Source organism: Cupriavidus sp. FW306-01-F10A (assembly GCF_058782785.1).
Map to the genome: position 1 here is coordinate 90,191 of NZ_JBYSYA010000003.1, position 24,796 is coordinate 114,986.

Sequence of the window (24,796 nt, forward strand, 5' to 3'; positions counted from 1 at the left end):
GGCCGTACACGCTTTACTGGGAGAGCCGCCGATGGAAATCCGTAACCTGTTGCCCGACGACATCGAGGCAGCCAGACAACTACTGATCGCCAACGGCTGGGCCCACCGGGTTGGCGGCCCGGAGAAATTCGCACGGCTGGTGGCCAACTCCCAACGCGTGGTCGTCGCGGTGGAGCACGGCGAGATCGTCGGCTTTGCCCGCGCGCTGTGCGACGACGTCTGCGACGGCTTCCTGTCGATGGTTGCCGTCGCGCCCAGCCACCGCCGGCGCGGCATCGGCCGCGCCCTGGTGCGGCACATCGTGGGCAACGACCCCGACATCACCTGGATGCTGCGCGCGGCGCGTTCCTCCGAAGCCGCATTCTTCGGCCAGCTCGGCTTTACGCCGTCGATGGTGGCAATGGAGCGGCGCAGGCCCTGATCCGCCAGCGCGCCCGGCGCAGCGTCAGCGGGCGCCCATCTTGTGCCGGAACTCCTCGGCCGTACCCACCTGCCGGAACAGCGGCCCGCCCGGAGCGAAGCGATCCGCGCTGGCCAGCGGCCCCACCACCACCGGTTCGAATCCCGCATCGCGCACCAGCTGCGCGGCCACATCGAGCGCGGCCTTGTCGTCGCCGGCGATGGGCACCGCCACCAGGCCGCCCGCCCGGTGGTGCTCGCTGGCAAACTGTGCCGCCCCCATGAAGTTAAAGGCCCGCACCACGCGCGCGCCCCGCAGGTAGCGCGCGGTGGTGATGCCGATGCCGTCACGCCTGACCTCTTCGGTGATCGGGCCATCGCGGTGCTCATAGGCGTTGGTGGCATCGAGCACGATCTTGCCGCGCCAGGCATCGGCATGGTCGCGGCTGAGCTGCGGCAACGCGCCGTAGGGCGTGGCCAGGAACAGTACGTCAGAGAACGCAATGGCCTCGGCCACGGTGCCGGCGCGCGCCAGCGTACCCAATTCTTCGACCAGCGGCTTGAGTGCCTCCGGGTGCCGCGACGAGAACAGGACCGGGTGTCCGGCCTTGACCCACAGCCCGCCCACGGTGCCGCCGATGCGGCCCGAGCCGATCACGCCGATACGCTGCGCGGCGGCCTCGCGGCTGGCCGCCGGGCCAGGCTGGGCGCGCGCGGCGCGCGGCAGGGGCACGGCCAGCACCAGGGCCGCGGCGCCGGCGCCAAGCCAGCGGCGGCGGGCAGGATCGAAGCGGGATGCCTTGGCGTTCATCGCAAATCCTCCGCAGTGGACACGACCATCCGTCCCGTACGTCATACGGGCCGCTGGGATGACTCTAGGCGAAAAGCGATGGCCGTGCGTGGACGGCTAGCGGTCGTTGCGGATCGGACCGAATTCGGCCGGCACCCATGCATACCCGGCCGCATCGCGGCGCACATGGCCAAGGCCCGGGAAGGGCATATGCGCGCCCCCCACCCACAGCCGGCCCTTGGCGGCATCGGCCAGGATGCGCTGGCGCGTGATCACGGCCTGTTTGCTGTCCACGTCAAACTCGATCGCCACTTGCGGGCGGCGGAACTGCACCGCATGGCTGTGCACGATGTCGCCCCACAGCAGCAGGCTGTCCTTGCCCGAGGTGAACAGGTAGCCACTGTGGCCCGGAGTATGGCCATTGGCCGGCACCGCGCGCACACCGGGAACGGGCTCGACACCGGCGCCGCCGTTGAAGGGCCGGAAGCGCTGCGCCGCCTGATACGGCGCGACCGCGGCGCGCGCCATGGCGAACAGGCCCTGCGCCTCCTTCGGCGCGGCGGCGGCATTGGCTTCGCTGAGCCAGTAGTCGGCATCGGCCTTGTCGACATAGACGGTTGCGTTCGGGAACGCCGCCTTGCCGTTGGCGGCCAGGCCGCAGGCGTGGTCGCCGTGCAGGTGGGTCAGCAGCACGGTGTCGATCTGTTCCGGCGCGTAGCCCGCCGCGCGCAGGTTTTCGCCGATGCGCCCGAGCGTGGGCCCGAAGCAGGCAGCCGCGCCCGTATCGACCAGCACCAGGTGGCTGCCGGTATGGATCAGGTAGGCGTTGACCGCGGTCTGCATGCCCGGCGTCGATTCGACGAACATCCGCGCCAGCAGGCTCTGCACCTCGCGCGCGCTGGTGTACTTGAGGATCTTCGGGTCCAGGTCGATGTAGCCGTCATAGAGCGCCGTGACCTCGAGCTGGCCGACCATCATGCGGTAGTAGCCCGGCACCTGGGTCTTCTGCTGCGCCGGCGGCGTGGCGGTCTGCGCAGTGGCGATGGCGGGAAGCACGGCGGCCCCCATGGTGACGGCGATGGCGGCACGCAATACGGCCTGGCGCAGCCCCGGGCGACGGCCCGGCTGTAAGGTTGCATGGCACACCACGGACTGCTGCTTCATATCCTGTTCCTGTTCTGGTTGGTATTGTCGAGGAGTAGGCCGGAGCGGCAAGGCCGCGCGGCCAGGCATATCTTAGCCGGCCCTTGCCCATCAAGGCCGCAAGCACCAAAGCGTACCTACTTCTGCGTAAAAAACGGGGCCGTTTGGCCCCGTCTTCCATGCATGGGAGCTTGCGCTGCCCTGCGTTCACTCCGGCTGGATATTCGCCGCCTTGATGATGCGCCCCCACTTGCCGGACTCTTGCAACTGGAACTTCGCCAGCTCCGCGGGCGTGCTGGTGAACACCTCGGTGCCGGTCGACTTGTAGAAGCCGGCCGCGGTATCGCCGCGCGCGGCCTTGACCATCATCGCATTGAGCTTCGCCACCACCGGCTGCGGCGTGCCGGCGGGCGCATAGGCCGCGAACCAGTAGCTCATCTCGTAGCCCTTGACGCCGGCCTCGTCGATGGTGGGCACGTCCGGCGCCAGCGGCGAGCGCGCCTTGCCCGACACCCCCAGCGCGCGCAGCTTGCCGCTCTTGACCTGCGGCAGGCCGGTGGCCGTGTCCGTGATCATCATCTGGATCTGGTTGCCGAGCAGGTCGGTGATGGCCAGCGGGTTGCTCTTGTACGGCACGTGCAGCAACTCCACATGCGCCATCTGCTGGAACAGCTCGCCGGCAATGCGCGACGACGAGCTGCCGCTGCCGAAGCTGAGCTTGCCCGGCTGCTGTTTTGCCAGCGCGATGAACTCGCCCACGGTCTTGGCCGGCACCTGCGGGTTGACCACCATGATCTGGCCGCCGCGGCCCAGCGCGGTGATCGGCGCGTAGTCCTTGACCGGGTCGTAGGGCAGCTTCTTGAACAGGTGCTCGTTGGCCGCATGCGTGGTGTTGGTGCTGATCAGCACGGTGTAGCCGTCCGGCGCGGCCTTGGCCACGTCCGACGCGGCGATGAAGCCATTGGCGCCCGGCTTGTTGTCGACCACCACGGTGACCTTGCTGTCCACGGTAATGGCCTGGCCGATGGCACGCGCCAGCTGGTCGGTGGCGCTGCCGGCGGCGAACGGCACCACGAAGCGGATCGGCTTGTCCGGGAACTCGGCCCAGGCCTGCCCCGCGGGCAGGACCAGCGCAACCGCGGCAACGGCCAGTGGCTTGAGAAATGGGTACATCGTGGTCTCCTGGTGAAATCGTTGTTGGTGTGAAGCGATGGATCAGTGGCTATCCGCGGTGCCGGACGCGAGCCGCGGCGGCACCGGGATCTCAAGCTGCAGCAGGCGGAACGACAGCGCCTTGCCGTGCGTGTCGAGGTTGAGCGCGTCGTTGACGCCGCCATCGAGCACACCGTCGAGGACGAAGTTCATCGCCTGCAGCGACGGCACCAGGTAGCGCGTGACGGCCGTGGGCCGGCGCTCGCGGAACAGCGCGCGCACGGCGTCCTCGGTCACGTGCGCGACCAGGTGGTCGTAGTCGCGCGCGTCGTAGGCGATCACGCTGATGTTGGAACGGTTGCCCTTGTCGCCGGTGCGGCCGTGGGCGAACTGGTAGAGCGCGGCAGTGTCAGTCATGGTCGGACCTCTTCAGGCAATGAAGGAATGCGTGGCCGTCACGGCCTCGCGCGGCACCAGGCACGACACCGCATTCAGGCGCGCGCGCTGCGCGGTGCGCACGCCGCCGCCGCCGGCCGGGCCGCAGGTATAGAGCGCATTGACCTCGCGCTGCAGGGCCTGCGCCACCGCCAGGTCGTGATGCGCCAGCGCGGCGCGCAGGCGCACGTCCTGCGCCGCTTGCTCATGCGGCTGGCGCTGGGCGAACATGGCGCCGCCATCGTCGGCCAGCACGCTGAGCACGCCGATCAGGTCGAAGCGGATGGGTGCCTCATGGCCCAGCAACTGCATGCGCCGGCGCAGGATGTCGGCGGCCAGCCGCGCGCGGGCGGCGGCATTGGGGCCGGCGTACGAGATCTCGCCCTCGGCCAGCCAGCCGCCGTGGCTGAACACATTGGCCTTGAGCTGCGCCGGGCGGGGATGGCCGCGCACATTGCGCACCGCCACGCGGTCGGGGGCCAGTTGCGTGACCGTGACCGTACCAATATCTGCGACCACGTCGGGCGTCAGGTAAGCGGCCGGATCGTGGACCTCGTACAGCAGCTGCTCCTTGACCGTGCGCAGGTCGACGCAGCCGCCGGTGCCGGCGGCCTTGAAGATCTCGATGCCGCCGTCCTCGGCCAGCTGCGCGATCGGGAAGCCCACCGCATGCACATCGGGTACGTCCTTCATGCCGGGATCGGCAAAGTAGCCGCCGCAGACCTGCGCCCCGCATTCGAGCAGGTGGCCGGCCATGGTCGCGGCGGCCAGCCGGTCCCAGTCGTCCCACGACCAGCCAAAGTGCGCCATCGCCGGCCCCACTGCCAGCGCCGGATCGGCCACGCGTCCGCACACCACCACCTGGGCGCCGGCAGTGATCGCCTCGGCGATGCCCTGTGCTCCGATATAGGCGTTGGCGCAGACGAAGCGATCGGCGTCAAATGCATCGCCAAGAATGCCCTGCAAGCGCGCGCGCCCCGTATCGTCGGACAAGTCATCGCCCTCCACGACTGCAACGCGCGGCGCGGGCAGGCCCAGTTCCTGCGCCAGCTGCAGCACGCGCCGCGCCGCGGCGCGCGGATTGGCGGCGCCGAAATTGCCGACGATGGGAATGCGGTGTTGCAGGCACAGGCCCAGCACCGGCTCCAGCAGCGCATCGAGCAGCGGCTCGTAGCCCTGTGCGGGATCGTTGCGCCGCGCCAGCTGCGCCAGCGCCAGCGTGCGCTCGGCCAGGGTCTCGAAGATCAGCGCGGCCGGCTGGCCGGAGGCAATCAGCGTGCGCACCACCGGCAGCGCGGCATCGGTGCGGTCGCCGGAGAAGCCGGCGCCGGAGCCGATCAGCAAGGGAGCAGTCATGGTCGGGGGCAGGTTGTTGGTGGGGTCGATCCCATTCTAGGGCGGGTACGTTCAGCCAAAAAACGGATTATTTGGATTAATCTATCGATTTAGTGGATAAATCCGCCCGGCCCATGAACCTCTCGGTCAAGCACCTGCGCGCCTTCGTGGCGCTGGCCACCTACCGCAACTTCACGCGCGCGGCGCGCGCCTGCCACCTGTCGCAATCGGCCTTCAGCGCGCTGGTGCAGACGCTGGAGGAACAGGCCGGCAGCCGGCTGTTCGAACGCACCACGCGGCATGTGGAGCTGAGCAGCGACGGCGTGCGCTTGGAGCAGACCGCGCGCCGGCTGCTGGCTGATTTCGAAACCGCGTTCGAGGACCTGCGCGCGCACGCCGAGCGGCGCAAGGGGCGGGTGTCGATCGCGGCGCTGCCGTCGCTGGCCGGCGGCGACTTGCCGCCGCTGCTGGCGCAGTTCCGCGCGCTTTATCCGGGCATCGCGCTGGAGCTGTTCGACCAGCTCGCCGACGGCTGCATCGAACTGGTCCGCCAGGGCCGCGCCGACTTTGCACTGGCCCCGGCACCGGCCCAGGACGAAGACCTGCGCGTGGAGCCGCTGGTGCGCGACACCTTCCACCTGGTGTGCCCGGCGGACCATGCGCTGGCGCGCAAGCGCCGCATCACGCCGCAGATGCTGGCGGGCCTGCCGTTTATCCAGCTGTCGCGCACGACCAGCGTGCGCCAGCACCTGGACGCCGCGCTGCATCCGTTGCGCCTGACCAGCGTGATGGAGGTGGAGCACCTGGCAACGGTGGCGGCGCTGGTGCAGGCGGGGCTGGGCGTGAGCGCGGTGCCGTCGCTGGCGCTGTTTCAGTTCCGGCGCGAGGGGCTGGCGATCCGGCCGCTGCAGCTGCCGTCGCTGGTGCGCGATATCTGCCTGGTGCGGCTCAAGGACCGCGGCGACTCGGCCGCGGCAGCCGCGATGATCGACTGCCTGCAGGCGTTCTACCGCGGCGGCAAGCCGCCCGCGCGGCGCTGAAAACCCGGCAGGAGCGGCACGCAGAATTGGGTACGCTTTGCTGCCGATGGCGCCTCAGAAGTGCCCGAGATAGCCGCCGTCCACGGCCAGCACCTGCCCGGTGACATAGGATGCGGCCGGCGACGCCAGGAACACCACCGCCCCCGCCACTTCCTCCGGCTGGCCCCAGCGGCCCAGCGAGGTGCGCTGGCGCAGCCACTCGGCCACGCTCTCGTCCTCGACCATGGGCTGGTTGGGCTCGGTAGCGAAGTAGCCCGGGGCGATCGCATTGACGGTGACGCCGTGCCGCCCCAGGTCGGCCGCCATGGCGCGCGTGAGCGCATCCAGGCCGCCCTTGGTGGCGGGGTAGAGCACGTCGCCGGCACGCGCGACCTGGCCCGCGATCGAGCTCACATTGACGATGCGCCCGTAATCGCCGCCGCGCATGCGCTGCGCGGCGAGCCGGCACAGCGCGTAGGGCGCCACCAGGTTGGTCTCGAGCATGGCGCGCAGGTCGCCGGCATCGAGCTGCGCCATGGTGCTGCGGTTGCGCGCGCCGGCGTTGTTGACGAGGATGTCGAGCCGGCCATGGGCGGCGTCGATGCGGTCGAACGCGGCCGCCACGGCGGCTTCATCGGTGATATCGAGCACCAGCGCCTCGGCGCTGCCGCCGCGCGCGGCCAGCGCGGCGACGGCCGCTTGCACGCGCTGCGCATTGCGCGCCACCACCAGCACATGGGCGCCGGCGTCGGCCAGCCCGGCGGCAATCGCCAGGCCCAGGCCCTGCGCGCCGCCGGTCACCAGCGCCACGCGGCCGTGCAGCGAGAACGGGGTACGGGAATCGGGGGAGGGGGTAGGAGTAGCCATGCGGGGGACTATACCGCAGCCCCCCTGCCCGCGGCTTTCAGCGGATCAGCTTGCCGGTGGACGAGACGATCGACATTTCCACGAACGACGAGCCGGTATGGCGCTCGGCGCTGTAGCTGATCAGGATGCCGCCAAGGTCGTAGTCGCGCATGCCTTCCAGCGCCGTGACCAGGCGCTCGCGCGTCAGGTCGGGGCCGGCGCGGCGCAGCCCTTCGACCAGCACCTTGGCCGACATGAAGCCCTCCATGCCGGCGTTGGACGGCTCCACACCCTGCTGCTTGGCCAGGCTGCGGTATTCGCTGGCCAGCGTCATCTGGCTGGAGTTGGTGCCCGGCACCACCTGCGTGATGATCAGCCCGCGTGCATCGTCGCCCAGTTCACGGATAAAGGAATCGGCCGCGTTGTTGGACAGCGTGACGAACTGTGCCTCGCTGCCCGCGCGGCGCAGTTCGCGGATGATGCGCGCCGCCTCGGAGCCCGAGCCGATCACCAGTACCGCCTGAGGGTTGGCCTTGTTCATGGCGGCCACGCTCTGGGTGATATCGCCCATGGGCCGGGCAAAGCTCGCCGTCGCCGCCGGCTGCACCCCACGCGCCTGCAACGCGGCGCTGTAGCCTTCGAGCACGTCCCGGCCAAAGCCGTCGTTGGCGTAGAAGATGCCGATGCGGCTCATGCCCGAGGTGGCCAGGTGGTTGATCGCGCGCGCCACCTCGTCCTGGTACTTGGCGCGCACATTGAACACGTAGCGGTTGACCGGCCGGTGCAGCGTGATCGCGCCTGTCAGCGGCGCCACCAGCGGCACCTTCTGCGCGGCGATGATGGGCAGGATGCTTTCGTTCTGCGGCGTGCCGCGCACCATGAAGAGCGCGAACACCTTGTCCTCGTCGATCAGCTTGCGCACATTGTCGGGGGTGCGCTTGGCATCGAAGCCGTCATCGTGGGTCACCAGCTCGATGCGCCGCCCGGCCACGCCGCCGCTGGCGTTGATGGTGCGCAGGTACACCTGCGCGCCGGCGATCTGCTCCTTGACCGAACCGGCCACCGGACCGGTGACGCCGGCCGACTGGCCGATGCGGATGGTGTTGCGGGTCACGCCCGGTTCCGCCAGGGCCGTCTGCGCGGCCCATCCCAGCGTGGCGGCCAGCATGCCGCACGCGATCCATTTCGCTTTCATTGTCTCGACCCCTTGCGCCTGTCCGGCTGGCTTCATCGTTTTATTGCGGCACGGCATGGACGGCCGTGCGCCGTCACGCAAGTTACCGCATGCGTCTCATGGGGGCAAACCGGGAAAGTTCGGGGTGTTGCAGCAGCCTCACACCGGAACCGCGCAGGCAGTTCCGGTGCGAGCCGGGGCGCGCCAAAGGATGCGCGTCAAGGCGCGCCGCAAGGGCGCGCGCAAAGAGATGCGACAGCGCTGGACGACAACCAGCGGCGATAAGCCGGTGGCTTAGGGGAAAGCCGGTACAGCCGGGTCCATCCCCGCAAAGCTGGCTTCCGGATGCGCGTTCGCGAGCAGGGTTTCGATTTCCTCGACACGGCCGCGCGGCACGTCGACCATCAGCAGGATCTTGCCGGCCTCGATGTCCTTTTCGAACGCACGCAGGCGGCTGTTGGGTGCCGAGCTGCCGATCATGCTCGAAGCCCACGCGCCAAACACCGCGCCCAGCACCGCCAGCACGCCGACGAGGCCCCACTGCGGGGTGTCGCTGACGATCGGGAACATCGCCACCACCACGCCGGCCACGACGCCCACGCCGCCGCCGACCATCAGGCCCATCTCGGCGGCATGCACGATGTCGGAAGTCTGGAACAGGTTGGCCTCATGCAGGCCGGTCATGTCGGAGCCGTCGCGCGCCACGAAGTGGATGTGGCGGTTCTCGAGCCGGGCAAGCAGCAGGTCGTCCATGGTGCGACGGGCACTCGCCAGGTCGGGCAACAACCAGAAGATGCGTTTGCGCATGTCTCTCTCCTTTTTCAGGCCGCACCGCCGGTGAGTTTGAACCTGGTCAGAAAGTACCGCTGGCGGCGCGGGGTTATTTCTTTGTACGCCGTTCAAGGGGCCAGCGCAAGGCGCGTTTCCGTGCCTGCGCACCCTCGCCGCGGATGTGATGCGCACGTGCCCCCGCACATGCGGGGCACGCGTCACGTCAGGCGGAAATGCGCAGAAAAGCGCGTCAGAAAGTGATCGGCAGGCGCAGGTTCACCTGCAGGTCGGGGGTGTCGCGCGTCAGCCCCGCACCCACTGAAAGGTTCACCGTGTAGCGGTTGTTGAAGCGGTACGAATAGCCCACCAGCAAGGTGCCCTGGGTCACGCGCACCGAGCCCGGCACGGTCTGGCCGTTTTGCTTGGTCGGCCAGATGATGGCCTGGTCATAGCCGATGCTGAACGACGCCTTCTCATTGAGCGACAGGCCCATGCCGAAGCTGAACTCGAAGATGTCGCCCGGGGCGATCTTGCCGAGATTCTCCTTCTCGCCGTTCAGCACGGTACGGCTCACATTGTCGCGCGCAAAGTTGTGCAGGTAGCTGAAGGTGCCGAAGAACACCGCCGGGTCGGTCGGCAGCAGCCAGGTGATGCCGGGCTGGAGCGCCTGGAAGCCGGTGCCGGTGGGCAGCCCGAGCGGCAGGCCGGTGCCGGTGGCATTGCCCACGCAGCGCGTCACGCAATCGGTCACGACTTCGAACGGGTCCTTGCCGGTATTGGACTTGTAGCGCAGCCAGCCGACGAAGTACGGAATCTTCTCGTTGCCGTAGTTGAGCTGGTAGCGCACCGTCGCCTCGACGTCGCCGATGCCGCTGCCGCTCGCATTGAACACGCGGTCGACGGCCGTGCCGGTGAAGACCTCGCGGCTGACGGTCTGGCCCGATGAGTGCACGTAAGGCACCTTGGCTTCGATTTCCAGCCGCTTGGTCAGGCCGTAGCGAAACGCGACCGACGGAATGTAGGTCGAGGTCTTGACCTCGCGCACATCGACCAGGCCGATCAGGATGGCCGGGATGACCGTGTAGCCGACCAGCGCGACGCGGTTATTGGACGAATAGCCGTACTGGAAGCCGGGCTCGATCACCAGCTTGCCCTGGGCGGTCAGCACACCGGGCTGGTCGATGATCGGCGCGATCTCGGGCGGACGGCGGTCTTCCTCCGGCGGGCGGCCCACGGGTTCTTCCAGGGCCACGGTCTGCCGGTCGGCGGACTCGCCCGCCTGCGGACCCTGGGCCATGTCCTGCGGTGGCTGGAGAATGATCTGCTGCGGGTTGTTGACCGCGTTGGGCGCTGGCTGGGTGGCGCTGGCAGCGGCCGCCGCGGTGGCGGCGTTGGTGGCGTTGTCGGACGGCGACACGCCGGGCCCCGCGCGCTGGCCGCCGCGCTTGTTGGCCAGCACCTCGGTGCCGATCACGTTGCGCAGTTCGCGGATCACCGCCTCCTGTTCGGCCAGAGCCCGCTTCATGGCGTCGAGCTGGCTGGCCTGTTCGGCAAGCTCCTTCTGCAGTGCTTCCAGTCCGGCTGCGGGTGGTCCCGCATCCGGCGGCGTTTGGGCCTGCGCCAGGCCGCCGAGCAACAGTAACGTCGAGCATCCCGCATTGCGAATGCCCTGCATCGACCGCTTCTTCATGACGTCTTCCTCCCCCGGGACGGCAGACTGTTCTTGCAGGAGCCTGCGACCTGTACTGCCCGATGCCTCGCTACGACTACCTCATGCTTGCGGCCCGCATCAGCGCGTTGTTCAGCGTGGTGTTGGCCAACTGCGACCGGAATGCCTGCAGCGTATTTACGCTTGCGTCGATTGTCATCAGGCTCCGGATGCTCTGGTTGTTCAAGGTGTTCTGGATCACGGTCGTTGGCGTCCCCGCCAGCGATCCCACCGATGCCGCATTGCCCGGGCCGTTCTGGATCACGTTCAGCAGCCCATTGCTCACGACCTGACCGGTGGCCGTATTCACCACCGCCGCCGGCAAGCCGGCCGCACCGCTGGCGCCCGAACCGGCCCCGGGCGTGCCGGTGCTGCTGGCCGAGGCGCCATTGGCCGCCGAGGTGGCGCTCCCATCCGAACCGGCCGCGCCCGCCGCCGCCAGCGCGTTGGCGACCGCCGTATTGGTGCTGGCAACGATGGCCGGGCCCAGCGTCGAGGCAAGCCGCGCGGCCTGGTCGGCAGTGATGCGGCTGACATCGGGGATGTTAATGCTGGTGGCAACCACCAGGGCGCCGTTGATGTACACCGCGCGTTCGATACCGAACGAAACCTGCAGGCCCGGCATCTCGAAGCCGCCCCGCATGTCGTCGAGCTTTTCGTGTGCAACCGGTTTCCAGCCGGCCATGCTGCCGCGTGCGGCAGCCAGAGGGTTTTGGTCCTGCCCGTCGCTCGAGGGCATGGCCCCCTGCGATGGAAGCGCCGACGCGTCGACCGCGTCGGGCTGTGGCAGCATGGTGGCCTGTGCCGTGCCGGCACAGGCCAAACCGGCGCCGAGCAGCATCGCCGCGGCCGCATGACCGGCGCTGCGAGGGGCTGCTGGGGTCGGGAAGGAAGTCTGCAACATGATGCGTTCCTCAAAAATCGCCCGCGCCATGCTTGGGCATGACGGTGAAGAACAGGCTATCCCGGTTGACTCCCATCCAGTAAGGACCGCTGGGCGCAACGCGCCAGTCGGCTGCAAGGTTGAACCGCGCCCGTTCGGTGCGGTTATGGATCACGAACAGCAGCTGGCTGTCCCAGATCTGCTCGAAATGCTCGCGTGACATCGCGCGCGTGCCGCGTGCGGGATCGCCGATCAGCACGCGGTCGCCCTTCACGCCCTTGACCACCACGAAATGGTGGTAGCCGTTCTCCACAATCAGCACGATGGCCGGCACCTGCGTCTCTTCCAGCTTGGACAGTGGCAGCTCGTAGCCGTCGGCCTCATAGCCGAGCGCGGCCAGGAAGCGCTTCATGTCGAGCAGCGAGAACCCCTCGGCGCGGATCTTCTGCTGGTCGCCGTTGAGGTACATGTTCTGGAAGACCGTGGCCTCGTTCATCGGATGGCCGTACTGGTAGCTCAGCAGCGTGGCCACCGCGGCCGAGCCGCAGCTGAAGTCGAACTGCTGCCGGATCGTGGACTTGAAGCGCGCCTCGCGCACGCTCGTGACCCGGACGCTGTAGGGCTCGCCGACCGGCCCGTATATCAGGGTGTCGGCAGCCTGGGCACATGGAACGCCCCCCGCGGCCAGCAAGAACGGTACAGACGCCAACAGGTTTCGCAGCGGCTTCATTGCTTGAACTGGACGTTGACGATAGTGGCGTTCTGGATCAGTACGTTGGAGCCCGAGTTCTGGATCGCGGTGGGAATCCCTGCCGCATTCGAGAAGGCCCCGTCCGCGATGTTGTTGGTGCCGGACAGAATATTGACCGCGGCGTTGTCGGCCACGGTACCGTGCAGGCGCATATCGTTGACCGTGACTTCGGCGCCGCCACGAATGTCATCCAGTTTAGACACGGGTACGGCTTTCGCCACCCCTCCGAACAAGGAAGTTGCGGCCGCCGGCTGCGCGGTGGTTGCAGCCGTGTCCGGGGCTGTGCCAGAGGCAGCGCGCGCCGCTGCCATGGCGGCGTCCAGCCCTGGCGGCTCAGCGTGCGCCTGCAGCACTGGCCAGGCGAGTAAGACCGTCGCGAATGCGCCGACGGCGAAGCGGACCGATTGCATGATGTCGTCTCCCCTTGCCTGCCGGCCGCCCCCATCCGGGCGGCTGCAAGGCAATCAGGCTTGCTTGGGGCATGACAGGGCCCGCGCGCCCGCACACAGGATGCGGGCGCCGGCCCTGCCGGCATGAGTGCGAGCTGCCGGTCTGGCCCGGGCACAAGTCCCGGGCCGGACCGTGGCTGCACGCCTTACCGGTTGCCGCCGACCTGCAGGTTGGCCTGAACGTTCACGCTTTGCTGCACGAGCGAGGCAGCGCCGCTGTTCTGGTTGGCCATCATGATGCCCGCCGCCGTCTGACCAACGCTGGTCATGGTGTTGGACATATTGAAGGTGCCCGCGTCAACAATGTTGTAGCCGCCATTACCGCCAGCGCCGCCGACTGCGCCGTTGCCGGTGCCGCCAGTGCCGCCATTGCCAGTGCCGCCCGCGCCGCCGGCGCCGCCGGTAGCACCCACCGCACCGTTGCCAGCCGTGGAGCTGCCATTGGAGGCCGAGCTCGTTGCGCTGCCGTTCGTAGCCGAACCGCCAGCACCGCCCGCGCCGCCAACGCTGGCTTGCGTGCCGCCCGCGCCGCCGGTGCCGCTTGCCGCGCCCGCCGTTGCCGTCGAGGTCGCCGCGCCGCCGGCGCCACCGGCACCGCCGGTGCCGCTGCCGGCACCGCCGTTCGCGCCTGCAGCTGCCGTTCCGGCACCGCCCGCACCGCCACTCGCGGTACCTGCGCCGCCCGAACCGGTGCCTGCGCCAGCCGTGTTGGTACCGGCCGCTGCGCCGCCTGCGCCGCCCGCGCCGCCAGTGGTAGTGTCGCCACCCGCACCATTGGCATTGCCGCTGCTGCCACCCGAGCCGCCGGCCGAACCTGCCAAGCCGCCCAGGGCGCCGCTGGCACCCAGGCCACCACCGCCGATCGCGCCGGCACTGCCGCCGCGGCCGCCGGCGCCGAGCGATGCGCTCAGAGCGCCGCCGCCCTTGCCATAAGCATCGCCGCCGCTGCCGCCCTTGCTGCCCGCTGCGGAGAGCGCGCTGCCGCCATATGCCTTGCCGTCACCGCCACTGCCGGCCCAGCCAATCGCCTTGCCGCCGGCACCGCCATTACCAGCCGTGGCGCTGCCGTTGGTGGCGTCGCCATTGGTGGCGCTACCGTTGGTAGCGCTGCCACCGGAGCCGCCGCTGCCGCCGTTACCGCCGTTGCCGCCATTGCCGCCGCGCCCGCCTTCGCCGGTACCGCCAAAGCCATTGCCGCCCCGGCCACCGGCTGCACCATTCGCGTTACCCCAGTTGGTGGCGTAATTGCCGATCGGGCCAATGCTGTTGTTGGAAACCGTCCCATTCAGCTTGCTGATCGCCAGTGCCTTGCTGGTGTTGAAGGCGTTGCTGACGCTGGAGGTTGCGCTGCCACCGTTGGAGCCCGCGTTGCCTACGCCATGGTCAAAGTCGATCCTGCTCCTGTTGTTCGAGTTGGTCGTGGTCTTGGTCTTGTTGACGCCAACCGTGGTGGTCCTGGTGTTGGTGCTGCTGTCATTGGCCTGGACTGCGGTCGAATATTCGTTTGCCGCCGCGCCGCTGCCACCCTGCGTCGAGGTCGCTGTGGCGGTTTGCGTGTTGTCGCCGCCACCTCTTACCACGTCGTTGTTATTGGTCGGATTTGCCCAGGCCTGTCCCGCAAATGCCATGGCGATAGCCGACGCCAGTAAGGTCTTTTTCATACGAAGCTCCCAGGAGAATTGCACAGTGTCACAGCGGCTCAGCCTCCGGCCGGCGCTCTTGCGAGGAACGACGGCTGGAGGTTCAGGTCCGGCACCCAGCCAAACCAGACTCCCCCTGCGCATAATCGGTGCCAGCTGCGCCACCTGCGGTGCCAACTCCTTGTATTACAAGGCCTGCCCGGCACTCTGGCGGGAACTTTCCGCGGCTTTGCGCGACGCCTGCCGGCCTCGCCCCTGTGCACGGCAGACGACATGTCACACCGCTGTGACACGGCCACTCCCGGCCTACCTGAGGGGGCTCCGGGGTGGTCGGAAAACGCCTTACTTTTCAGGGTCTTATGCAGGCAGCCAGGATTTGCCCGAGGCGCGGCCTTACGTATCGGGACTGAAACACGGCATCGAGGGTGCCGTCGTCGCCGCCCGTGTGAGGCATCTCCCCATTGCCGCGGCGGCGCCCCGATGTCCTGTTCTCGCCGCACGGCACAACCCGCTCCACCGCACCGGCGTTGTCCTTCCCGGCAAGGCATGCAGCGGCGCCGGACCGACTTCACCCGTGCTGGCGCAACCCGCCAAGGGGTCTCGGCGCAGACGAGATGCATCGCTGCAACACTGCGCCGGCGCAGTTGTCCCGCAAGCGCCACTGCGGCTATCCATGCTAGGCTCTATGTCTGATTTAAAGTACATTAGAGGCATTACAGACTTGTCATCTCTCCGCAAGGGAAACCATGAGTGAAGCCGTCGTTCCCCTGTATCACCAGATTTACGTGGTATTGCGCCAGCAGATCGTGGAAGGCCGCTTCGGCCAGGGCCCCTTGCCGGGCGAGATCGACCTGGCCAAGCAGTTCCATGCCTCGCGCGTGACCATGCGGCGCGTATTCGACCGCCTGGTGCAAGAAGGCCTGGTGCGCCGCCACCGCGGGCTTGGCACCTTCGTCAATCCGCATCCGGTGCGCCCGGCGACGGCGGCCGGCGAGGAACGCGGCACCAGCCTGCTCGACAACATCATCGACATGGGCCAGAAGACGTCGGTGAAGGTGATCTCGATCGACGAAGTCCATGCCACGCCCGATGTGGCCGAATCGCTGCAGATCGAGCCGGGCGATCCGGTGGTGAAGATCGTGCGCGTGCGCCACTACCGCAACCGCCCGCTGTCGCATATCACGGTCTACCTGCCCGCCGACCTGGGCCGGCCGATCACGCGCCAGTCCCTGGAAGAGCAGCCGGTGCTGCGGCTGCTGGAGGCCGGCGGCGTGAAGCTGGGCCGTGCCAGCCAGGTGCTGTCCGCGCGCCTGGCCGACGTGGTGGTGGCGCCGCTGCTGGACGTGCCGGTAGGCGGCGCGCTGCTGGCGGTGCGCCGCGTGGTCAAGGACGCGGCCGGGCGCCCGGTCCAGTTGCTGCTCGGCCAGTACCGACCGGACCGCTATGAGTACCGCATGGAGTTGTCGCCGGCCGGCGTCGACAGCGCCAACGTCTGGGTGGAAAGCGAAACCCGCCCGGGCCTGCGCGACTGACCCCGCGGACCGCCGCCGACTTCCCGCAGGCGGCGCTACAAGGGATGCGCCAGGTAACGTTCCGAGCGATACTGCGCATCTCTGATCACATCAAGCGAGGAGCCGTCGCCATGCCAGTGTTCCGCCTGGTCCCGTCCAGCCCGACCCGTCTGCCTTCGATCCCCCGCCGCGCCGCGGTGCAGCGCCTGGCCATGGCCAGCCTGGCCGCGTGCGCGCTGGCCCTGCCGCTGTCCGCCGCGGCCCAGGGGCAACCCCAGGTGGCCGGCGGCAAGCCGATCCGGATCCTGGTGGGCGCGCCCGCCGGCGGCACCACCGACACGCTGGCGCGCACCATCGCCCAGGAAATGTCCCAGGAGCTCGGCCAGCCGGTGGTGGTCGAGAACCGCCCTGGCGCCGGCGGCAATATCGCCGCCGACCTGGTCGCCAAGAGTTCGCCGGACGGCAGCACGCTGCTGATGAGCTTCACCAGCCACACCATCAACGCCACCCTGTACAAGAAGCTGCCGTTCGACCCGGTGCAGGACTTCACCCCGATCACGCTGGTGGCCACCGTGCCGAGCGTGCTGGTGGCCACGCCAAAGCTGTCGGCCAGCAATGTGCCCGAGCTGATCCGCCTGGCGCGTTCCGAACCGGGCAAGCTGAACTTTGCCATCGGCTCGGTGGGCTCGTCGCTGCACATGGCCGGCGACATGTTCAAGATGATGACCGGCACCTACATCGTCAACATTCCGTACAAGGGCACCTCGCCCGCGCTCACCGACGTGCTGGCGGGCCAGTGCGACCTGATGTTCGCCAGCACCATCAACGTGCTGCCGCATGTGCGCGCGGGCAAGCTCAAGGTGCTGGGCGTGACCAGCCCCGCGCCGCTGCCGCAGTTCCCGGGCGCGGCGCCGATCGGCGCCACCGTGAAGGGCTTCGAGTCGAGCGCATGGTTCGGCCTGTTCGGTCCGGCCGGCATGCCGCACGAAGTCACGCAGGCGCTGTATCACGCCGCGCGCAAGGGGCTGGAAACGCCCGCGGTGCGCAAGCGCCTGGAGAACGACGGCGCGCAGCCGATGGGCACGCCGCCCGACGCCTTCGCCGCGTTCGTGAAGCAGGACGTCAGGCGCTGGGCCGCCGTGGTCAAGTATTCGGGAGCCTCGCCGGAATGAGCCACACCCCCGCCACGCTGGCGCAGAAGCTGGTGGCGCGCGCCGCCGGGCTGGCGCATGCGGAGATCGGCACGATCGTGATCTGCCGGGTCGACCTGGCGATGTCGCACGACTCCAGCGGCCCGCGCCGCGTGGCCCCGCTATTGGAAGAGCTTGGCACCGGGGTCTGGGACCCGTCGCGCTACGTGGTGGTGACCGACCATTTCGTGCCGGGCGGCGATGCCCAGGCCGAGTCGATCCTGCGCTTCACGCGCGACTGGACGCGCCAGTCCGGCGCCCATTTCATCGACGCCGAAGGCATCTGCCATGTGGTGCTGCCGGAGCGCGGCCATGTGCTGCCGGGCCGCCTGATTGTCGGCGGCGACAGCCACAGCCCCACCGGCGGCGCCTTCGGCGCCTATATGTTCGGCGTGGGCGCGACCGAGATGGCCGGCGTGCTGGCCACCGGCGAGATCTGGCTGCGCGTGCCCCATACCATCCGGCTGCAATGGGACGGCCAGCTTGCAGCGGGCGTCTGCGCCAAGGACATGATGCTGTTCCTGTGCGCCACGCTCGGCATGGGCGGCGGCCGCTATGAGGCGCTGGAGTACACCGGCAGCGCCGTCGCCGCGCTGCCGATGCAGGAGCGCATGACGCTGGCCAACATGAGCGCCGAGCTGGGCGCGCAGACCGGCCTGGTGGCGCCCGACGCGGTCACGCTCGGCTGGCTGGCCGAGGCCGGCGTGCCGGCGCAGACGCTGGCCGCGATCGACCTGGCCCACTGGCGCACGGACCCCGATGCGCCGGTGCTGGCCACCCACCGCTTCGACGCCGCGGCACTGGTGCCGCAGGTGGCGGCGCCGCACTCTCCGGCCAACAGCGCGCCGGTAGACCAGGCCGCCGGCGAGCCCGTGCAGATCGCCTACCTGGGTGCCTGCACCGGCGCCAAGCTGGAAGACCTGCGCATGGCCGCGCGCGTGCTGCGCGGGCGCCGCGTGGCGGCGGGCGTGACACTGCAGGTGGCGCCGGCCTCGCGCCGCGACCAGCTGCTGGCCGAGCAGGAGGGCACGCTTGGCATCCTGACCGACGCCGGCGCCACGCTGCTGCCCAACGCCTGCGGCGCCTGCGCCGGCTATGGCGCGGCGCGCTTCCCGGACGGCAGCCGCGCGATTGCGTCGACGGCGCGCAACTTCTCCGGGCGCATGGGCGACGCCGGCAGCGCGGTGTGGCTGGGCTCGCCGATGACCGTGGCCGCCAGCGCCGTCACCGGCCGCATTACCGATCCGCGCACCCTGCTGGAGTAACGCTGCGGGCCTGACTTCGTACCCGCCTGGCGGGACAGACTTCTTGCATGACCTCTGCTATCGCCCCCGATTCCACTGGCCGCCTCTGGCGCTTCGGCGACAACATCGACACCGATGCCATGGCCCCCGCCGTGCTGATGAAATCGCCGCTGCCCGTGCTGGCCCGGCATTGCCTGGCCTCGCTGCGCCCGGAGTTCCCCGGCAGCGTGCAAGCCGGCGACGTGCTGGTGGCGGGTGCCAACTTCGGCATCGGCTCCTCGCGCGAGCAGGCGCCGCAGGCGCTGCGCGCGCTGGGCGTGGGCGCCGTGGTGGCGCAGTCCTTCGGCGGGCTGTTCTATCGCAATGCCATCAACCTGGGCCTGCCGGTGCTGGTCTGCGCCGACACCAGCCGCCTGGCCGACGGCGCGCACGCGGTGCTGGACCTGGCGACGGCACAGCTGCGCCTGGACGACGGCAGCCTGGTCGCGTGCGAGCCCATCCCCGACTTCCTGCGGGCGATCCTGGCCGCCGGCGGGCTGGTGCCGCACCTGAAGGCGCGCCTGGGCAAGGGCTGAGCGAACCTCAGCGCGCAGGCGGCGGCGCCGCCGCGCGCAGCAGGGCCAGCGCCTCTTCATCGCTGGTCTGGGAGAAATCCAGGTAGAAGGCGCCAACCGCGCCGAAGCTGGGGGGCGTGTTCAGGCAGATCACCTCGTCGGCCGCGGCCGACAGGCTGGCCAGCCCCTGCTCCGACCCCACCGGCGTGGCCGCCACCACCCGCGCCGCCCCGGCCATGCGCACGCCTTCAAGCGCGGCGCGCATGGTGGCGCCGGTGGCCACGCCGTCATCGACCACGATCACCGTGCGCCCGGCGCGCTCTGGCACCGGCGCACCGCCGCGATAGCGCCGCTGGCGCCGCGCGATCTCGTCGAGCTGGCGGCCGCGCTCGGCATCGAAGCTGCCGCTTTCCACGGCGCGGCGCGCCCAGGGATCGTCATTGACCACGGTGTGCGGGCCGCCGCCGCCGGCATCGCCCTCCACCACCGCGCCCAGCGCCAGCTCGGGATAGCCGGCAGCGCCGATCTTGCGCACCAGCAGCACGTCCAGCTGCGCGTCGAGCGCGCGCGCCACCTCGAACGCCACCGGCACCCCGCCGCGCGGCAGCGCCAGCACCAGCGCGGGCTGGCCCAGTTGTGCGGCGCCAAAACCCAGTTCGGCCAGGCGGCGGCCCAGGTACTGGCCAGCCTCGCGGCGATCGGTAAAGCATGGAGGCAACGACATGGCACGCTCCGGAAGGTCAGCGGCACTCAGGCCCGCACTGCCCGCAAAGCAAGCGGCGCAGGCAACCCTCAGCCAATATAGACCCTGCCGCGGACGGCGTTGGCGCAAGTCGCCGGCGGCAGCCGGGCGCGCGCAACGCCGGGCAAGTCGCCCCGATTGGGCGCGATTGCGCAACAGTGTGTTCAGGCTGGGGCGGCTGACTGCGCCGCGCTGCAGCATTAGGATGGCTGCACGCGTTGACAACGCCGATCCGCAGTTGCCGGGTGCAGTGCCCGGCCCTTGAGAATGAGCCTGACATGACTTCGCCATCCAACACCCGCGCCGAGCTTGCGCGCTCCGACCACCAGTCCGCCCCCGAAGCCGGCCCCCTGGCCGCGCCCGACATCCCGTTCGGCTCACTGGAAGCCGCGGCGATGGCCGAGCTGCCCTACACCTTCCGCCCGGCCGGCACCTGCACCCGCTACTACAACGAGTTCTTCGGCTGATCCGCGGGCGGCGCGCCCGACCCCATCACGGTCTCGCATAGCGCGGCCAGCCGCGCGGCCATGTCGCGCGCCGCGGCCGGCAGGTCCGGCTGCGCGTGCAGGCTGAGCTCGACGTCGGGCACCGCGGCGGGCCAGCCGCCGTCCTCCAGCACCTGGTGCTGAGCCGTGGCCAGGCGCCGCGGCAGCAGGGTAACGCCCAGGCCGTCGGCCACCGCGGCCAGGATGCTGGCCAGGCTGGCACTGACAAAGGCCACACGCCAGCGCCGTCCGCCGGCGTCGAGCGCGTGCGTCATCTCGCCGCGGTACAGCCCGCCCACCGGAAACGCCACTAGCGGCACCGGGTCGCGCGCCACCGCCGGACGGCTGCGGCTGTCGATCCAGCACAGCGGCTCGGGCCAGCTGGCCAGCCCCGGCGCCTGCCCGACCCGCTGCTTGACCAGCACCAGGTCCAGTTCCCGGTCCTGGAAGCGCTGCCACAGCTCATGGCTCATGCCACTGGTCACCTCCAGCCGCATGCCAGGCCAGTCATCGGCAAACCCGGCCAGCACCGGCGTCAGCGGCCGCGCGGCAAAGTCCTCGGGCACGCCGATGCGGATCTCGCCCTGGCCGGCGCTCTGGCGCAGCTGCCCCACCGCCTCGGCCATCAGCTGCTGCAGGCGGCGCGCGTAGCCCAGCAGGCGCTCGCCCTCGGGCGTGGTGGTGACGTAGCGGCCGCCGCGGTCCAGCAGCACGCAGCCGAGCTGGTCTTCCAGCCGGCGCACCTGCTGGCTGACCGTTGACTGGGTCAGGTGCACGCGCTGCGCGGCGCGGGTAAAGCTGCCGCTTTCCGCCACGGCGACAAAGCTCTGCAGCAGCACGGGATCGAGGCGAGGGTCCTGCATGGCCGGTTATCCATTGGTTTTTCCACTGCCGGCGATTTCATCATTTAATTTCCCAATTACCAAGCCCCGGCGTACAGTTGGCACGCTGCCCCGGCCCGCGCCCTGCGGCCACCGGGAACGCCCCTCAAAAGACCCATGCCGCCCTGCTCGCGAGCATGCACTCACTTTTTTGCCAACCATGACCACTCACCAGGAATTCATGCGCGAGGCGGTTCGCCTTGCCGCGGCCAACCGTGACCGTGGCGCGCGCCCCTTCGGCGCCGTGCTGGTGCTCGACGGCGAGGCCGTCGCCACCGGCGTCAACGACATCGTCCACAGCCACGACCCCACCACCCATGCCGAGATGGAGGCGGTGCGCGCCGCCGCGCGCAAGCTGGGCCGCCCCGATCTGCGCGGCAGCGTGGTCTACGCCAGCGGCCACCCCTGCCCGATGTGCCTGGCGGCGATGACCATGGCCGGCGTGCAGGCGGTCTACTACGCCTTCGACAACCACGATGCCGCGCCCTACGGCATGTCGAGCGAGGCCGCCTACCAGGCGCTGCGCCTGTCGCTGAACCCGCCGCCGCTGCCGCTCACGCGGGTGGCGGTCGATCTCTCTGCGGCGCAGCTCTACGGCCCGCGCGCGCCCCGTGGCTGAGGGCGCGCGCGGCGCCACCCCGCGCTGGCTGGTGCTGGCCGCGGTCGCCGGCATCGGCCTGAACCTGCGGCCGTTCCTGACCGCGGTGGGGCCGCTGGCCCCGGCCATCCGCAGCGGCACCGGCCTCAGCTACCAGGGCATGGCCTGGCTGACCTTGCTGCCGATGCTGCTGATGGGCGTGGGCGCGTTCTTCGGGCCGGCCATCCGCGAGCGGCTGGGTGCGCGCACCGCGGTGCTTGGCGCGCTGGCCTTGCTCGGTGCCGGCTGCGCGCTCCGGCTGGGCGTGGCGGACGGCACCTGGCTGATCGCCTCGGCCGCGCTGTGCGGGCTGGGCGTGGCCGTGGTGCAGGCCGCCTGCCCGGGCCTGGTCAAGCAGGAATTCCCGGGGCGCGTGGCGCCGGTGATGGGGCTGTACTCCGCCGCGCTGATGGGCGGCGGCGCGCTCGGCGCGCAGCTGTCGCCCGACGTGACGGCACTGGCCGGCAGCTGGCGCGATGCGCTGGCGCTGTGGGCCGTGCCTGCGCTGGCAGCGTTGGCGCTGGCCTGGGTGGCACTGCCGCGCGCCGCGGCGCGCGGCCCCGGGGTGCCGGCAAGCCGCCCGGCGAGGGCAACGCGCGCGCTGTTGCGGCGTCCGCGCACCTGGCTGCTGATGGCCTGCTTTGGCGTGATGAACGGCGGCTATGCGTCGCTGGTGGCGTGGCTCGCGCCGTTCTACCAGGACCACGGCTGGAGCGCTTCGGCGAGCGGGTCGCTGGTGGCGCTGATGGCGGTGGCGCAGGCCGCCGCGGCGCTGCTGCTGCCGCTGCTGGCCGCGCGCAGCCTGGACCGCCGCGCCTGGATGGCGCTGGCGCTGGCCATGCAGGTGGCGGGCTTCGGCGGACTGGCGCTGTGGCCCGACGCCGCGCCGCACGCGTGGGCCGTGATCGGCGGCGCCGGCCTCGGTGGCTGCTTTGCCTTGTACCTGGTGGTGGCACTGGACCACCTGCCGGACCCCGACAGCGCCGGCGCGCTGAGCGCCCTGATGCAAGGCGGCGGCTTCCTGCTGGCGTCGCTGGCGCCCTGGATCACCGCCATACTGCACGAACGCACCGGCGGCTTCGCCGCGGGCTGGTGGTACCACCTGGCCTGCGCCGCGCTGGTGGGCGTGCTGACCATGCGCCTGGACCCGACGCGCTATGGCGTGTCGCTTGCGCTGCCGCCGATGCGCGCAGTCGCTGCTCAGTAGGTCCTGTAGGGCAGGAACTTGCCCGACATCTCGATGCGCACCCGGTCCCCGTTGGGATCGGGCTCGCGCTGCAGGTCCATGCGGAAGTCGATCGCGCTCATGATGCCGTCGCCAAACTCTTCATGGATCAGCGCCTTGAACGTGGTGCCGTACACGCTGATGAGTTCGTAGAAGCGGTAGATCAGCGGATCGGCCGGCACCTGCGTCGGCAGCGAGCCCTTGTACGGCACCTCGCGCAGCCAGGGTTCGGCCTCGGGCGGCAGCCCGAACAGCTCCATCACCGCGCGCGCGCCGGCGGCGTCGAATGCCATCTGGCCCAGGCACGCCGCGGTTGTCCATTCCTTGCTGCGGCCGACGCGTTCGGCCACCTGCGCCCAGGCAATGCCGCGGGTGACCTTGGCTTCGATGATGAGGTCGGTGACGTCGCTGCGGTTCATGCTGACTCCATGACAGTGGTAGGTTGGATGGAACCACTCGGACTGCCGCGGCGGCAGGGTAGTCATACCACCCCGGCGTCAGCCCATGTCAGCGTGTCAGCGCGGGTTCGACGATGGCCGCGGCATCCGCAGGCGCCATCTCCTGCGGCAGCGCGAACAACGCCGCGGCGGGCGGCGACAGCCCCTGCAGCCATTGCAGGGCAAGCACGATGAGCATGACCGGCATGACGCCTCCTTCAAGCACACGAGGCCACTTCCGACTGGTATAGCCCATGGCGCAAGCTTCATGCCATTTCCGCCCCACCGATTTGCGCGACTGAACGCACCGTGATGGCGCCGTGACGCTGCCAGTGCCCCCCCGCCGGGCCATGCCGAGGCATCGCGCACCATCGCGGCGTACCCGTTTCTGCGTGCCCGGCCAGGCCGCCCACAAAGGGTGCGGCGCCCGCTCCGGGGCCCGTTGCGTTGCGAGAATTATTTCCCGTGTAACGTCACATTACCTCCGCCCCGGCACGCGCAGGCCACGCCATGGGCCTGCCGCCATGCGCGCAACGCCTTGATACGCAAGGGCTTCCGGGATGCCGCGCGCCCGGGGCGGGCCTGCGCCAGCAGCACAAGCCCTTGTGAGACAGCCTTACAAGTGCAAGCACGCGCTGCGGGGTCGGCTCGCTACATTGAAGCCATGTCCAACGCGAACCCGCCAGGAGCCCATATGAAACGCGCCCTCTCGCTGCTGGTGCTGCTGTCCACCACGGCCGCACTGCTGTCCGCCTGCATCGTAGTGCCACCGCGCGGCGGCCCGCCGCCGCGCCACCACCACTACGACCGCTATTGACCGATCCAGCCGCTTCGAACCGCTTCCAACCGCCCCAAGGAGAATCCACATGAAACGCCAGCTCCTGCTTGCCGCAGCCGTCCTCGCCACGGGCGGCGCCTTCGGACTGACCGCCCCCGCCGAGGCCCATCCGGTGGCGGTCGCCCACGGCTATGGCCATCCGCCCCCGCCGCCGCGCTATGAACCGCACCCCGCCGCGCGCCGCGGCCAGGTCTGGGTGCCGGGACACTGGGCCGCCGCCGGCGGGCGCTACGACTGGCGCAGCGGCTACTGGAAGGCGCAGCGTCCAGGCTACCGTTATGTGCCCGAGCGCTGGGTGCGCGGCCCGCACGGCTGGGTCATGCGCCCCGGCCACTGGGCCCGCTGACGCCGCCGCGGGCGGACCTGCCGGCCGGCCCCGGGCCCGCCACGCTGTCCTCCCGGCAGGCGGTGGCAAGTCCGGTGCAGGCCGGCGCAGCCGGCGCCGCAGCGCTCATCCCGAGGTGGGAGACGTCTCTCATCCAGAAGCACTAGGCCATGCGCCCGACCTGCCTGAAAATCAGGCAGGCCTATTTCGAAAACACATATGAAAGCGGCGT

The 24,796-nt window shown here is 69.9% G+C and carries 28 protein-coding genes; 11 read left to right on the top strand and 17 right to left on the bottom strand.

Going from position 1 to position 24,796, the window contains the following annotated elements; all coding sequences use genetic code 11:
- The first annotated feature begins 31 nt into the window (after positions 1 to 31).
- Positions 32 to 421 carry a GNAT family N-acetyltransferase gene (locus AC3WLF_RS05925; protein WP_010814084.1) on the top strand — a complete coding sequence of 130 codons (390 nt, stop codon included), beginning with the start codon at positions 32 to 34 and terminating at the stop codon, positions 419 to 421.
- 24 nt (positions 422 to 445) lie between these two features.
- Here AC3WLF_RS05925 and AC3WLF_RS05930 read toward each other — a convergent pair whose 3' ends face one another.
- From AC3WLF_RS05930 to AC3WLF_RS05950, 5 genes are all read right to left on the bottom strand, one after another.
- The gene (locus AC3WLF_RS05930; protein WP_492319334.1) at positions 446 to 1,210 is read right to left on the bottom strand and encodes an NADPH-dependent F420 reductase; all 765 of its coding nucleotides are present in this window, start codon (positions 1,208 to 1,210) and stop codon (positions 446 to 448) included.
- A gap of 96 nt (positions 1,211 to 1,306) precedes the next feature.
- Positions 1,307 to 2,353 carry an MBL fold metallo-hydrolase gene (locus AC3WLF_RS05935; protein ID WP_492319335.1) on the bottom strand — a complete coding sequence of 349 codons (1,047 nt, stop codon included), beginning with the start codon at positions 2,351 to 2,353 and terminating at the stop codon, positions 1,307 to 1,309.
- Between the two features lie 186 nt (positions 2,354 to 2,539).
- Complete coding sequence (locus AC3WLF_RS05940; protein WP_492319447.1) at positions 2,540 to 3,505, bottom strand: Bug family tripartite tricarboxylate transporter substrate binding protein; 966 nt, start codon at positions 3,503 to 3,505, stop codon at positions 2,540 to 2,542.
- A gap of 42 nt (positions 3,506 to 3,547) precedes the next feature.
- Positions 3,548 to 3,901 (bottom strand): AtuA-related protein, encoded by a 354-nt coding sequence (locus AC3WLF_RS05945; protein WP_035819275.1) that lies wholly within the window; start codon positions 3,899 to 3,901, stop codon positions 3,548 to 3,550.
- A gap of 12 nt (positions 3,902 to 3,913) precedes the next feature.
- Positions 3,914 to 5,275: an acyclic terpene utilization AtuA family protein gene (locus AC3WLF_RS05950; protein WP_492319337.1), complete on the bottom strand. Its 1,362-nt coding sequence runs from the start codon at positions 5,273 to 5,275 to the stop codon at positions 3,914 to 3,916.
- 113 nt (positions 5,276 to 5,388) lie between these two features.
- On the opposite strand from AC3WLF_RS05950, the gene AC3WLF_RS05955 reads away from it, so the two are divergent.
- Entirely contained in the window at positions 5,389 to 6,294 is a 906-nt protein-coding gene (locus AC3WLF_RS05955) for a LysR family transcriptional regulator (RefSeq protein WP_492357947.1), read from the top strand.
- A gap of 54 nt (positions 6,295 to 6,348) precedes the next feature.
- On the opposite strand, the gene AC3WLF_RS05960 is transcribed toward AC3WLF_RS05955, so the two are convergent.
- From AC3WLF_RS05960 to AC3WLF_RS05995, 8 genes are all read right to left on the bottom strand, one after another.
- On the bottom strand, positions 6,349 to 7,140 hold the full coding sequence (locus AC3WLF_RS05960) for an SDR family oxidoreductase (protein WP_492319339.1): 792 nt from the start codon (positions 7,138 to 7,140) through the stop codon (positions 6,349 to 6,351).
- 37 nt (positions 7,141 to 7,177) lie between these two features.
- Positions 7,178 to 8,314, bottom strand: a complete 1,137-nt coding sequence (locus AC3WLF_RS05965; protein ID WP_010810450.1) for an ABC transporter substrate-binding protein — start codon at positions 8,312 to 8,314, stop codon at positions 7,178 to 7,180.
- 273 nt (positions 8,315 to 8,587) lie between these two features.
- Positions 8,588 to 9,100: a DUF1269 domain-containing protein gene (locus AC3WLF_RS05970; protein ID WP_492319340.1), complete on the bottom strand. Its 513-nt coding sequence runs from the start codon at positions 9,098 to 9,100 to the stop codon at positions 8,588 to 8,590.
- 214 nt (positions 9,101 to 9,314) lie between these two features.
- On the bottom strand, positions 9,315 to 10,754 hold the full coding sequence (locus AC3WLF_RS05975) for an acetate kinase (RefSeq protein ID WP_492319341.1): 1,440 nt from the start codon (positions 10,752 to 10,754) through the stop codon (positions 9,315 to 9,317).
- 76 nt (positions 10,755 to 10,830) lie between these two features.
- Complete coding sequence (locus AC3WLF_RS05980; protein WP_492356801.1) at positions 10,831 to 11,676, bottom strand: flagellin; 846 nt, start codon at positions 11,674 to 11,676, stop codon at positions 10,831 to 10,833.
- 10 nt (positions 11,677 to 11,686) lie between these two features.
- Positions 11,687 to 12,385, bottom strand: a complete 699-nt coding sequence (locus AC3WLF_RS05985) for a C39 family peptidase (RefSeq protein WP_492319343.1) — start codon at positions 12,383 to 12,385, stop codon at positions 11,687 to 11,689.
- On the bottom strand, positions 12,382 to 12,816 hold the full coding sequence (locus AC3WLF_RS05990; protein ID WP_492319344.1) for a hypothetical protein: 435 nt from the start codon (positions 12,814 to 12,816) through the stop codon (positions 12,382 to 12,384). The genes AC3WLF_RS05985 and AC3WLF_RS05990 overlap by 4 nt, the downstream gene beginning before the upstream one ends.
- Before the next feature lie 185 nt (positions 12,817 to 13,001).
- Positions 13,002 to 14,516, bottom strand: coding sequence for a hypothetical protein (locus tag AC3WLF_RS05995; protein ID WP_492319448.1), 1,515 nt, complete (start codon positions 14,514 to 14,516; stop codon positions 13,002 to 13,004).
- Positions 14,517 to 15,241: 725 nt separating this feature from the next.
- Between AC3WLF_RS05995 and AC3WLF_RS06000 the strand changes: the two genes are divergently transcribed.
- From AC3WLF_RS06000 to AC3WLF_RS06015, 4 genes are all read left to right on the top strand, one after another.
- Positions 15,242 to 16,027: a GntR family transcriptional regulator gene (locus AC3WLF_RS06000; RefSeq protein WP_492319345.1), complete on the top strand. Its 786-nt coding sequence runs from the start codon at positions 15,242 to 15,244 to the stop codon at positions 16,025 to 16,027.
- A 110-nt stretch (positions 16,028 to 16,137) separates the two neighbouring features.
- The gene (locus AC3WLF_RS06005; RefSeq protein WP_492352404.1) at positions 16,138 to 17,178 is read left to right on the top strand and encodes a tripartite tricarboxylate transporter substrate binding protein; all 1,041 of its coding nucleotides are present in this window, start codon (positions 16,138 to 16,140) and stop codon (positions 17,176 to 17,178) included.
- Positions 17,175 to 18,461 (top strand): 3-isopropylmalate dehydratase large subunit, encoded by a 1,287-nt coding sequence (locus AC3WLF_RS06010; RefSeq protein ID WP_492319347.1) that lies wholly within the window; start codon positions 17,175 to 17,177, stop codon positions 18,459 to 18,461. Before AC3WLF_RS06005 ends, AC3WLF_RS06010 begins: the two co-directional genes overlap by 4 nt.
- A 47-nt stretch (positions 18,462 to 18,508) precedes the next feature.
- Positions 18,509 to 19,015 carry a LeuD/DmdB family oxidoreductase small subunit gene (locus AC3WLF_RS06015; protein ID WP_492357948.1) on the top strand — a complete coding sequence of 169 codons (507 nt, stop codon included), beginning with the start codon at positions 18,509 to 18,511 and terminating at the stop codon, positions 19,013 to 19,015.
- Between the two features lie 7 nt (positions 19,016 to 19,022).
- Here AC3WLF_RS06015 and AC3WLF_RS06020 read toward each other — a convergent pair whose 3' ends face one another.
- Positions 19,023 to 19,718, bottom strand: coding sequence for a phosphoribosyltransferase (locus AC3WLF_RS06020; RefSeq protein ID WP_011616326.1), 696 nt, complete (start codon positions 19,716 to 19,718; stop codon positions 19,023 to 19,025).
- A 296-nt stretch (positions 19,719 to 20,014) separates the two neighbouring features.
- Between AC3WLF_RS06020 and AC3WLF_RS06025 the strand changes: the two genes are divergently transcribed.
- A complete protein-coding gene (locus AC3WLF_RS06025; RefSeq protein WP_492319349.1) occupies positions 20,015 to 20,203 on the top strand; it encodes a hypothetical protein in 189 nt (62 codons plus the stop codon).
- Here AC3WLF_RS06025 and AC3WLF_RS06030 read toward each other — a convergent pair.
- Positions 20,182 to 21,084 (bottom strand): LysR family transcriptional regulator, encoded by a 903-nt coding sequence (locus AC3WLF_RS06030; RefSeq protein ID WP_010811101.1) that lies wholly within the window; start codon positions 21,082 to 21,084, stop codon positions 20,182 to 20,184. The two genes, AC3WLF_RS06025 and AC3WLF_RS06030, sit on opposite strands and share 22 nt — an antisense overlap.
- A gap of 178 nt (positions 21,085 to 21,262) precedes the next feature.
- On the opposite strand from AC3WLF_RS06030, the gene AC3WLF_RS06035 reads away from it, so the two are divergent.
- Both AC3WLF_RS06035 and AC3WLF_RS06040 read left to right on the top strand, forming a co-directional pair.
- Complete coding sequence (locus AC3WLF_RS06035) at positions 21,263 to 21,721, top strand: nucleoside deaminase (protein ID WP_081225744.1); 459 nt, start codon at positions 21,263 to 21,265, stop codon at positions 21,719 to 21,721.
- Positions 21,714 to 22,946, top strand: coding sequence for a cyanate transporter (locus AC3WLF_RS06040; protein WP_492319350.1), 1,233 nt, complete (start codon positions 21,714 to 21,716; stop codon positions 22,944 to 22,946). The genes AC3WLF_RS06035 and AC3WLF_RS06040 overlap by 8 nt, the downstream gene beginning before the upstream one ends.
- Here AC3WLF_RS06040 and cynS read toward each other — a convergent pair.
- Both cynS and AC3WLF_RS06050 read right to left on the bottom strand, forming a co-directional pair.
- Entirely contained in the window at positions 22,940 to 23,383 is a 444-nt protein-coding gene (cynS, locus tag AC3WLF_RS06045) for a cyanase (protein ID WP_492357949.1), read from the bottom strand. The genes AC3WLF_RS06040 and cynS overlap by 7 nt on opposite strands.
- An 88-nt stretch (positions 23,384 to 23,471) precedes the next feature.
- A complete protein-coding gene (locus AC3WLF_RS06050; protein ID WP_010811105.1) occupies positions 23,472 to 23,609 on the bottom strand; it encodes a hypothetical protein in 138 nt (45 codons plus the stop codon).
- Between the two features lie 486 nt (positions 23,610 to 24,095).
- Here AC3WLF_RS06050 and AC3WLF_RS06055 point away from each other — a divergent pair, with 486 nt between their 5' ends.
- The gene (locus AC3WLF_RS06055; RefSeq protein WP_010811106.1) at positions 24,096 to 24,218 is read left to right on the top strand and encodes a hypothetical protein; all 123 of its coding nucleotides are present in this window, start codon (positions 24,096 to 24,098) and stop codon (positions 24,216 to 24,218) included.
- A 49-nt stretch (positions 24,219 to 24,267) separates the two neighbouring features.
- A complete protein-coding gene (locus AC3WLF_RS06060; protein ID WP_492357950.1) occupies positions 24,268 to 24,585 on the top strand; it encodes a hypothetical protein in 318 nt (105 codons plus the stop codon).
- The last annotated feature ends 211 nt before the right edge of the window (positions 24,586 to 24,796 follow it).

Bases quoted from the DNA above. Each gene is read 5' to 3' on its own strand.
- AC3WLF_RS05925 (WP_010814084.1), top strand. From the start codon at position 32: ATGGAAATCCGTAACCTGTTGCCCGACGACATCGAGGCAGCCAGACAA.
- AC3WLF_RS05930 (WP_492319334.1), bottom strand. From the start codon at position 1,210: ATGAACGCCAAGGCATCCCGCTTCGATCCTGCCCGCCGCCGCTGGCTT.
- AC3WLF_RS05935 (WP_492319335.1), bottom strand. From the start codon at position 2,353: ATGAAGCAGCAGTCCGTGGTGTGCCATGCAACCTTACAGCCGGGCCGT.
- AC3WLF_RS05940 (WP_492319447.1), bottom strand. From the start codon at position 3,505: ATGTACCCATTTCTCAAGCCACTGGCCGTTGCCGCGGTTGCGCTGGTC.
- AC3WLF_RS05945 (WP_035819275.1), bottom strand. From the start codon at position 3,901: ATGACTGACACTGCCGCGCTCTACCAGTTCGCCCACGGCCGCACCGGC.
- AC3WLF_RS05950 (WP_492319337.1), bottom strand. From the start codon at position 5,275: ATGACTGCTCCCTTGCTGATCGGCTCCGGCGCCGGCTTCTCCGGCGAC.
- AC3WLF_RS05955 (WP_492357947.1), top strand. From the start codon at position 5,389: ATGAACCTCTCGGTCAAGCACCTGCGCGCCTTCGTGGCGCTGGCCACC.
- AC3WLF_RS05960 (WP_492319339.1), bottom strand. From the start codon at position 7,140: ATGGCTACTCCTACCCCCTCCCCCGATTCCCGTACCCCGTTCTCGCTG.
- AC3WLF_RS05965 (WP_010810450.1), bottom strand. From the start codon at position 8,314: ATGAAAGCGAAATGGATCGCGTGCGGCATGCTGGCCGCCACGCTGGGA.
- AC3WLF_RS05970 (WP_492319340.1), bottom strand. From the start codon at position 9,100: ATGCGCAAACGCATCTTCTGGTTGTTGCCCGACCTGGCGAGTGCCCGT.
- AC3WLF_RS05975 (WP_492319341.1), bottom strand. From the start codon at position 10,754: ATGAAGAAGCGGTCGATGCAGGGCATTCGCAATGCGGGATGCTCGACG.
- AC3WLF_RS05980 (WP_492356801.1), bottom strand. From the start codon at position 11,676: ATGTTGCAGACTTCCTTCCCGACCCCAGCAGCCCCTCGCAGCGCCGGT.
- AC3WLF_RS05985 (WP_492319343.1), bottom strand. From the start codon at position 12,385: ATGAAGCCGCTGCGAAACCTGTTGGCGTCTGTACCGTTCTTGCTGGCC.
- AC3WLF_RS05990 (WP_492319344.1), bottom strand. From the start codon at position 12,816: ATGCAATCGGTCCGCTTCGCCGTCGGCGCATTCGCGACGGTCTTACTC.
- AC3WLF_RS05995 (WP_492319448.1), bottom strand. From the start codon at position 14,516: ATGAAAAAGACCTTACTGGCGTCGGCTATCGCCATGGCATTTGCGGGA.
- AC3WLF_RS06000 (WP_492319345.1), top strand. From the start codon at position 15,242: ATGAGTGAAGCCGTCGTTCCCCTGTATCACCAGATTTACGTGGTATTG.
- AC3WLF_RS06005 (WP_492352404.1), top strand. From the start codon at position 16,138: ATGCCAGTGTTCCGCCTGGTCCCGTCCAGCCCGACCCGTCTGCCTTCG.
- AC3WLF_RS06010 (WP_492319347.1), top strand. From the start codon at position 17,175: ATGAGCCACACCCCCGCCACGCTGGCGCAGAAGCTGGTGGCGCGCGCC.
- AC3WLF_RS06015 (WP_492357948.1), top strand. From the start codon at position 18,509: ATGACCTCTGCTATCGCCCCCGATTCCACTGGCCGCCTCTGGCGCTTC.
- AC3WLF_RS06020 (WP_011616326.1), bottom strand. From the start codon at position 19,718: ATGTCGTTGCCTCCATGCTTTACCGATCGCCGCGAGGCTGGCCAGTAC.
- AC3WLF_RS06025 (WP_492319349.1), top strand. From the start codon at position 20,015: ATGACTTCGCCATCCAACACCCGCGCCGAGCTTGCGCGCTCCGACCAC.
- AC3WLF_RS06030 (WP_010811101.1), bottom strand. From the start codon at position 21,084: ATGCAGGACCCTCGCCTCGATCCCGTGCTGCTGCAGAGCTTTGTCGCC.
- AC3WLF_RS06035 (WP_081225744.1), top strand. From the start codon at position 21,263: ATGACCACTCACCAGGAATTCATGCGCGAGGCGGTTCGCCTTGCCGCG.
- cynS (WP_492357949.1), bottom strand. From the start codon at position 23,383: ATGAACCGCAGCGACGTCACCGACCTCATCATCGAAGCCAAGGTCACC.
- AC3WLF_RS06050 (WP_010811105.1), bottom strand. From the start codon at position 23,609: ATGCCGGTCATGCTCATCGTGCTTGCCCTGCAATGGCTGCAGGGGCTG.
- AC3WLF_RS06055 (WP_010811106.1), top strand. From the start codon at position 24,096: ATGAAACGCGCCCTCTCGCTGCTGGTGCTGCTGTCCACCACGGCCGCA.
- AC3WLF_RS06060 (WP_492357950.1), top strand. From the start codon at position 24,268: ATGAAACGCCAGCTCCTGCTTGCCGCAGCCGTCCTCGCCACGGGCGGC.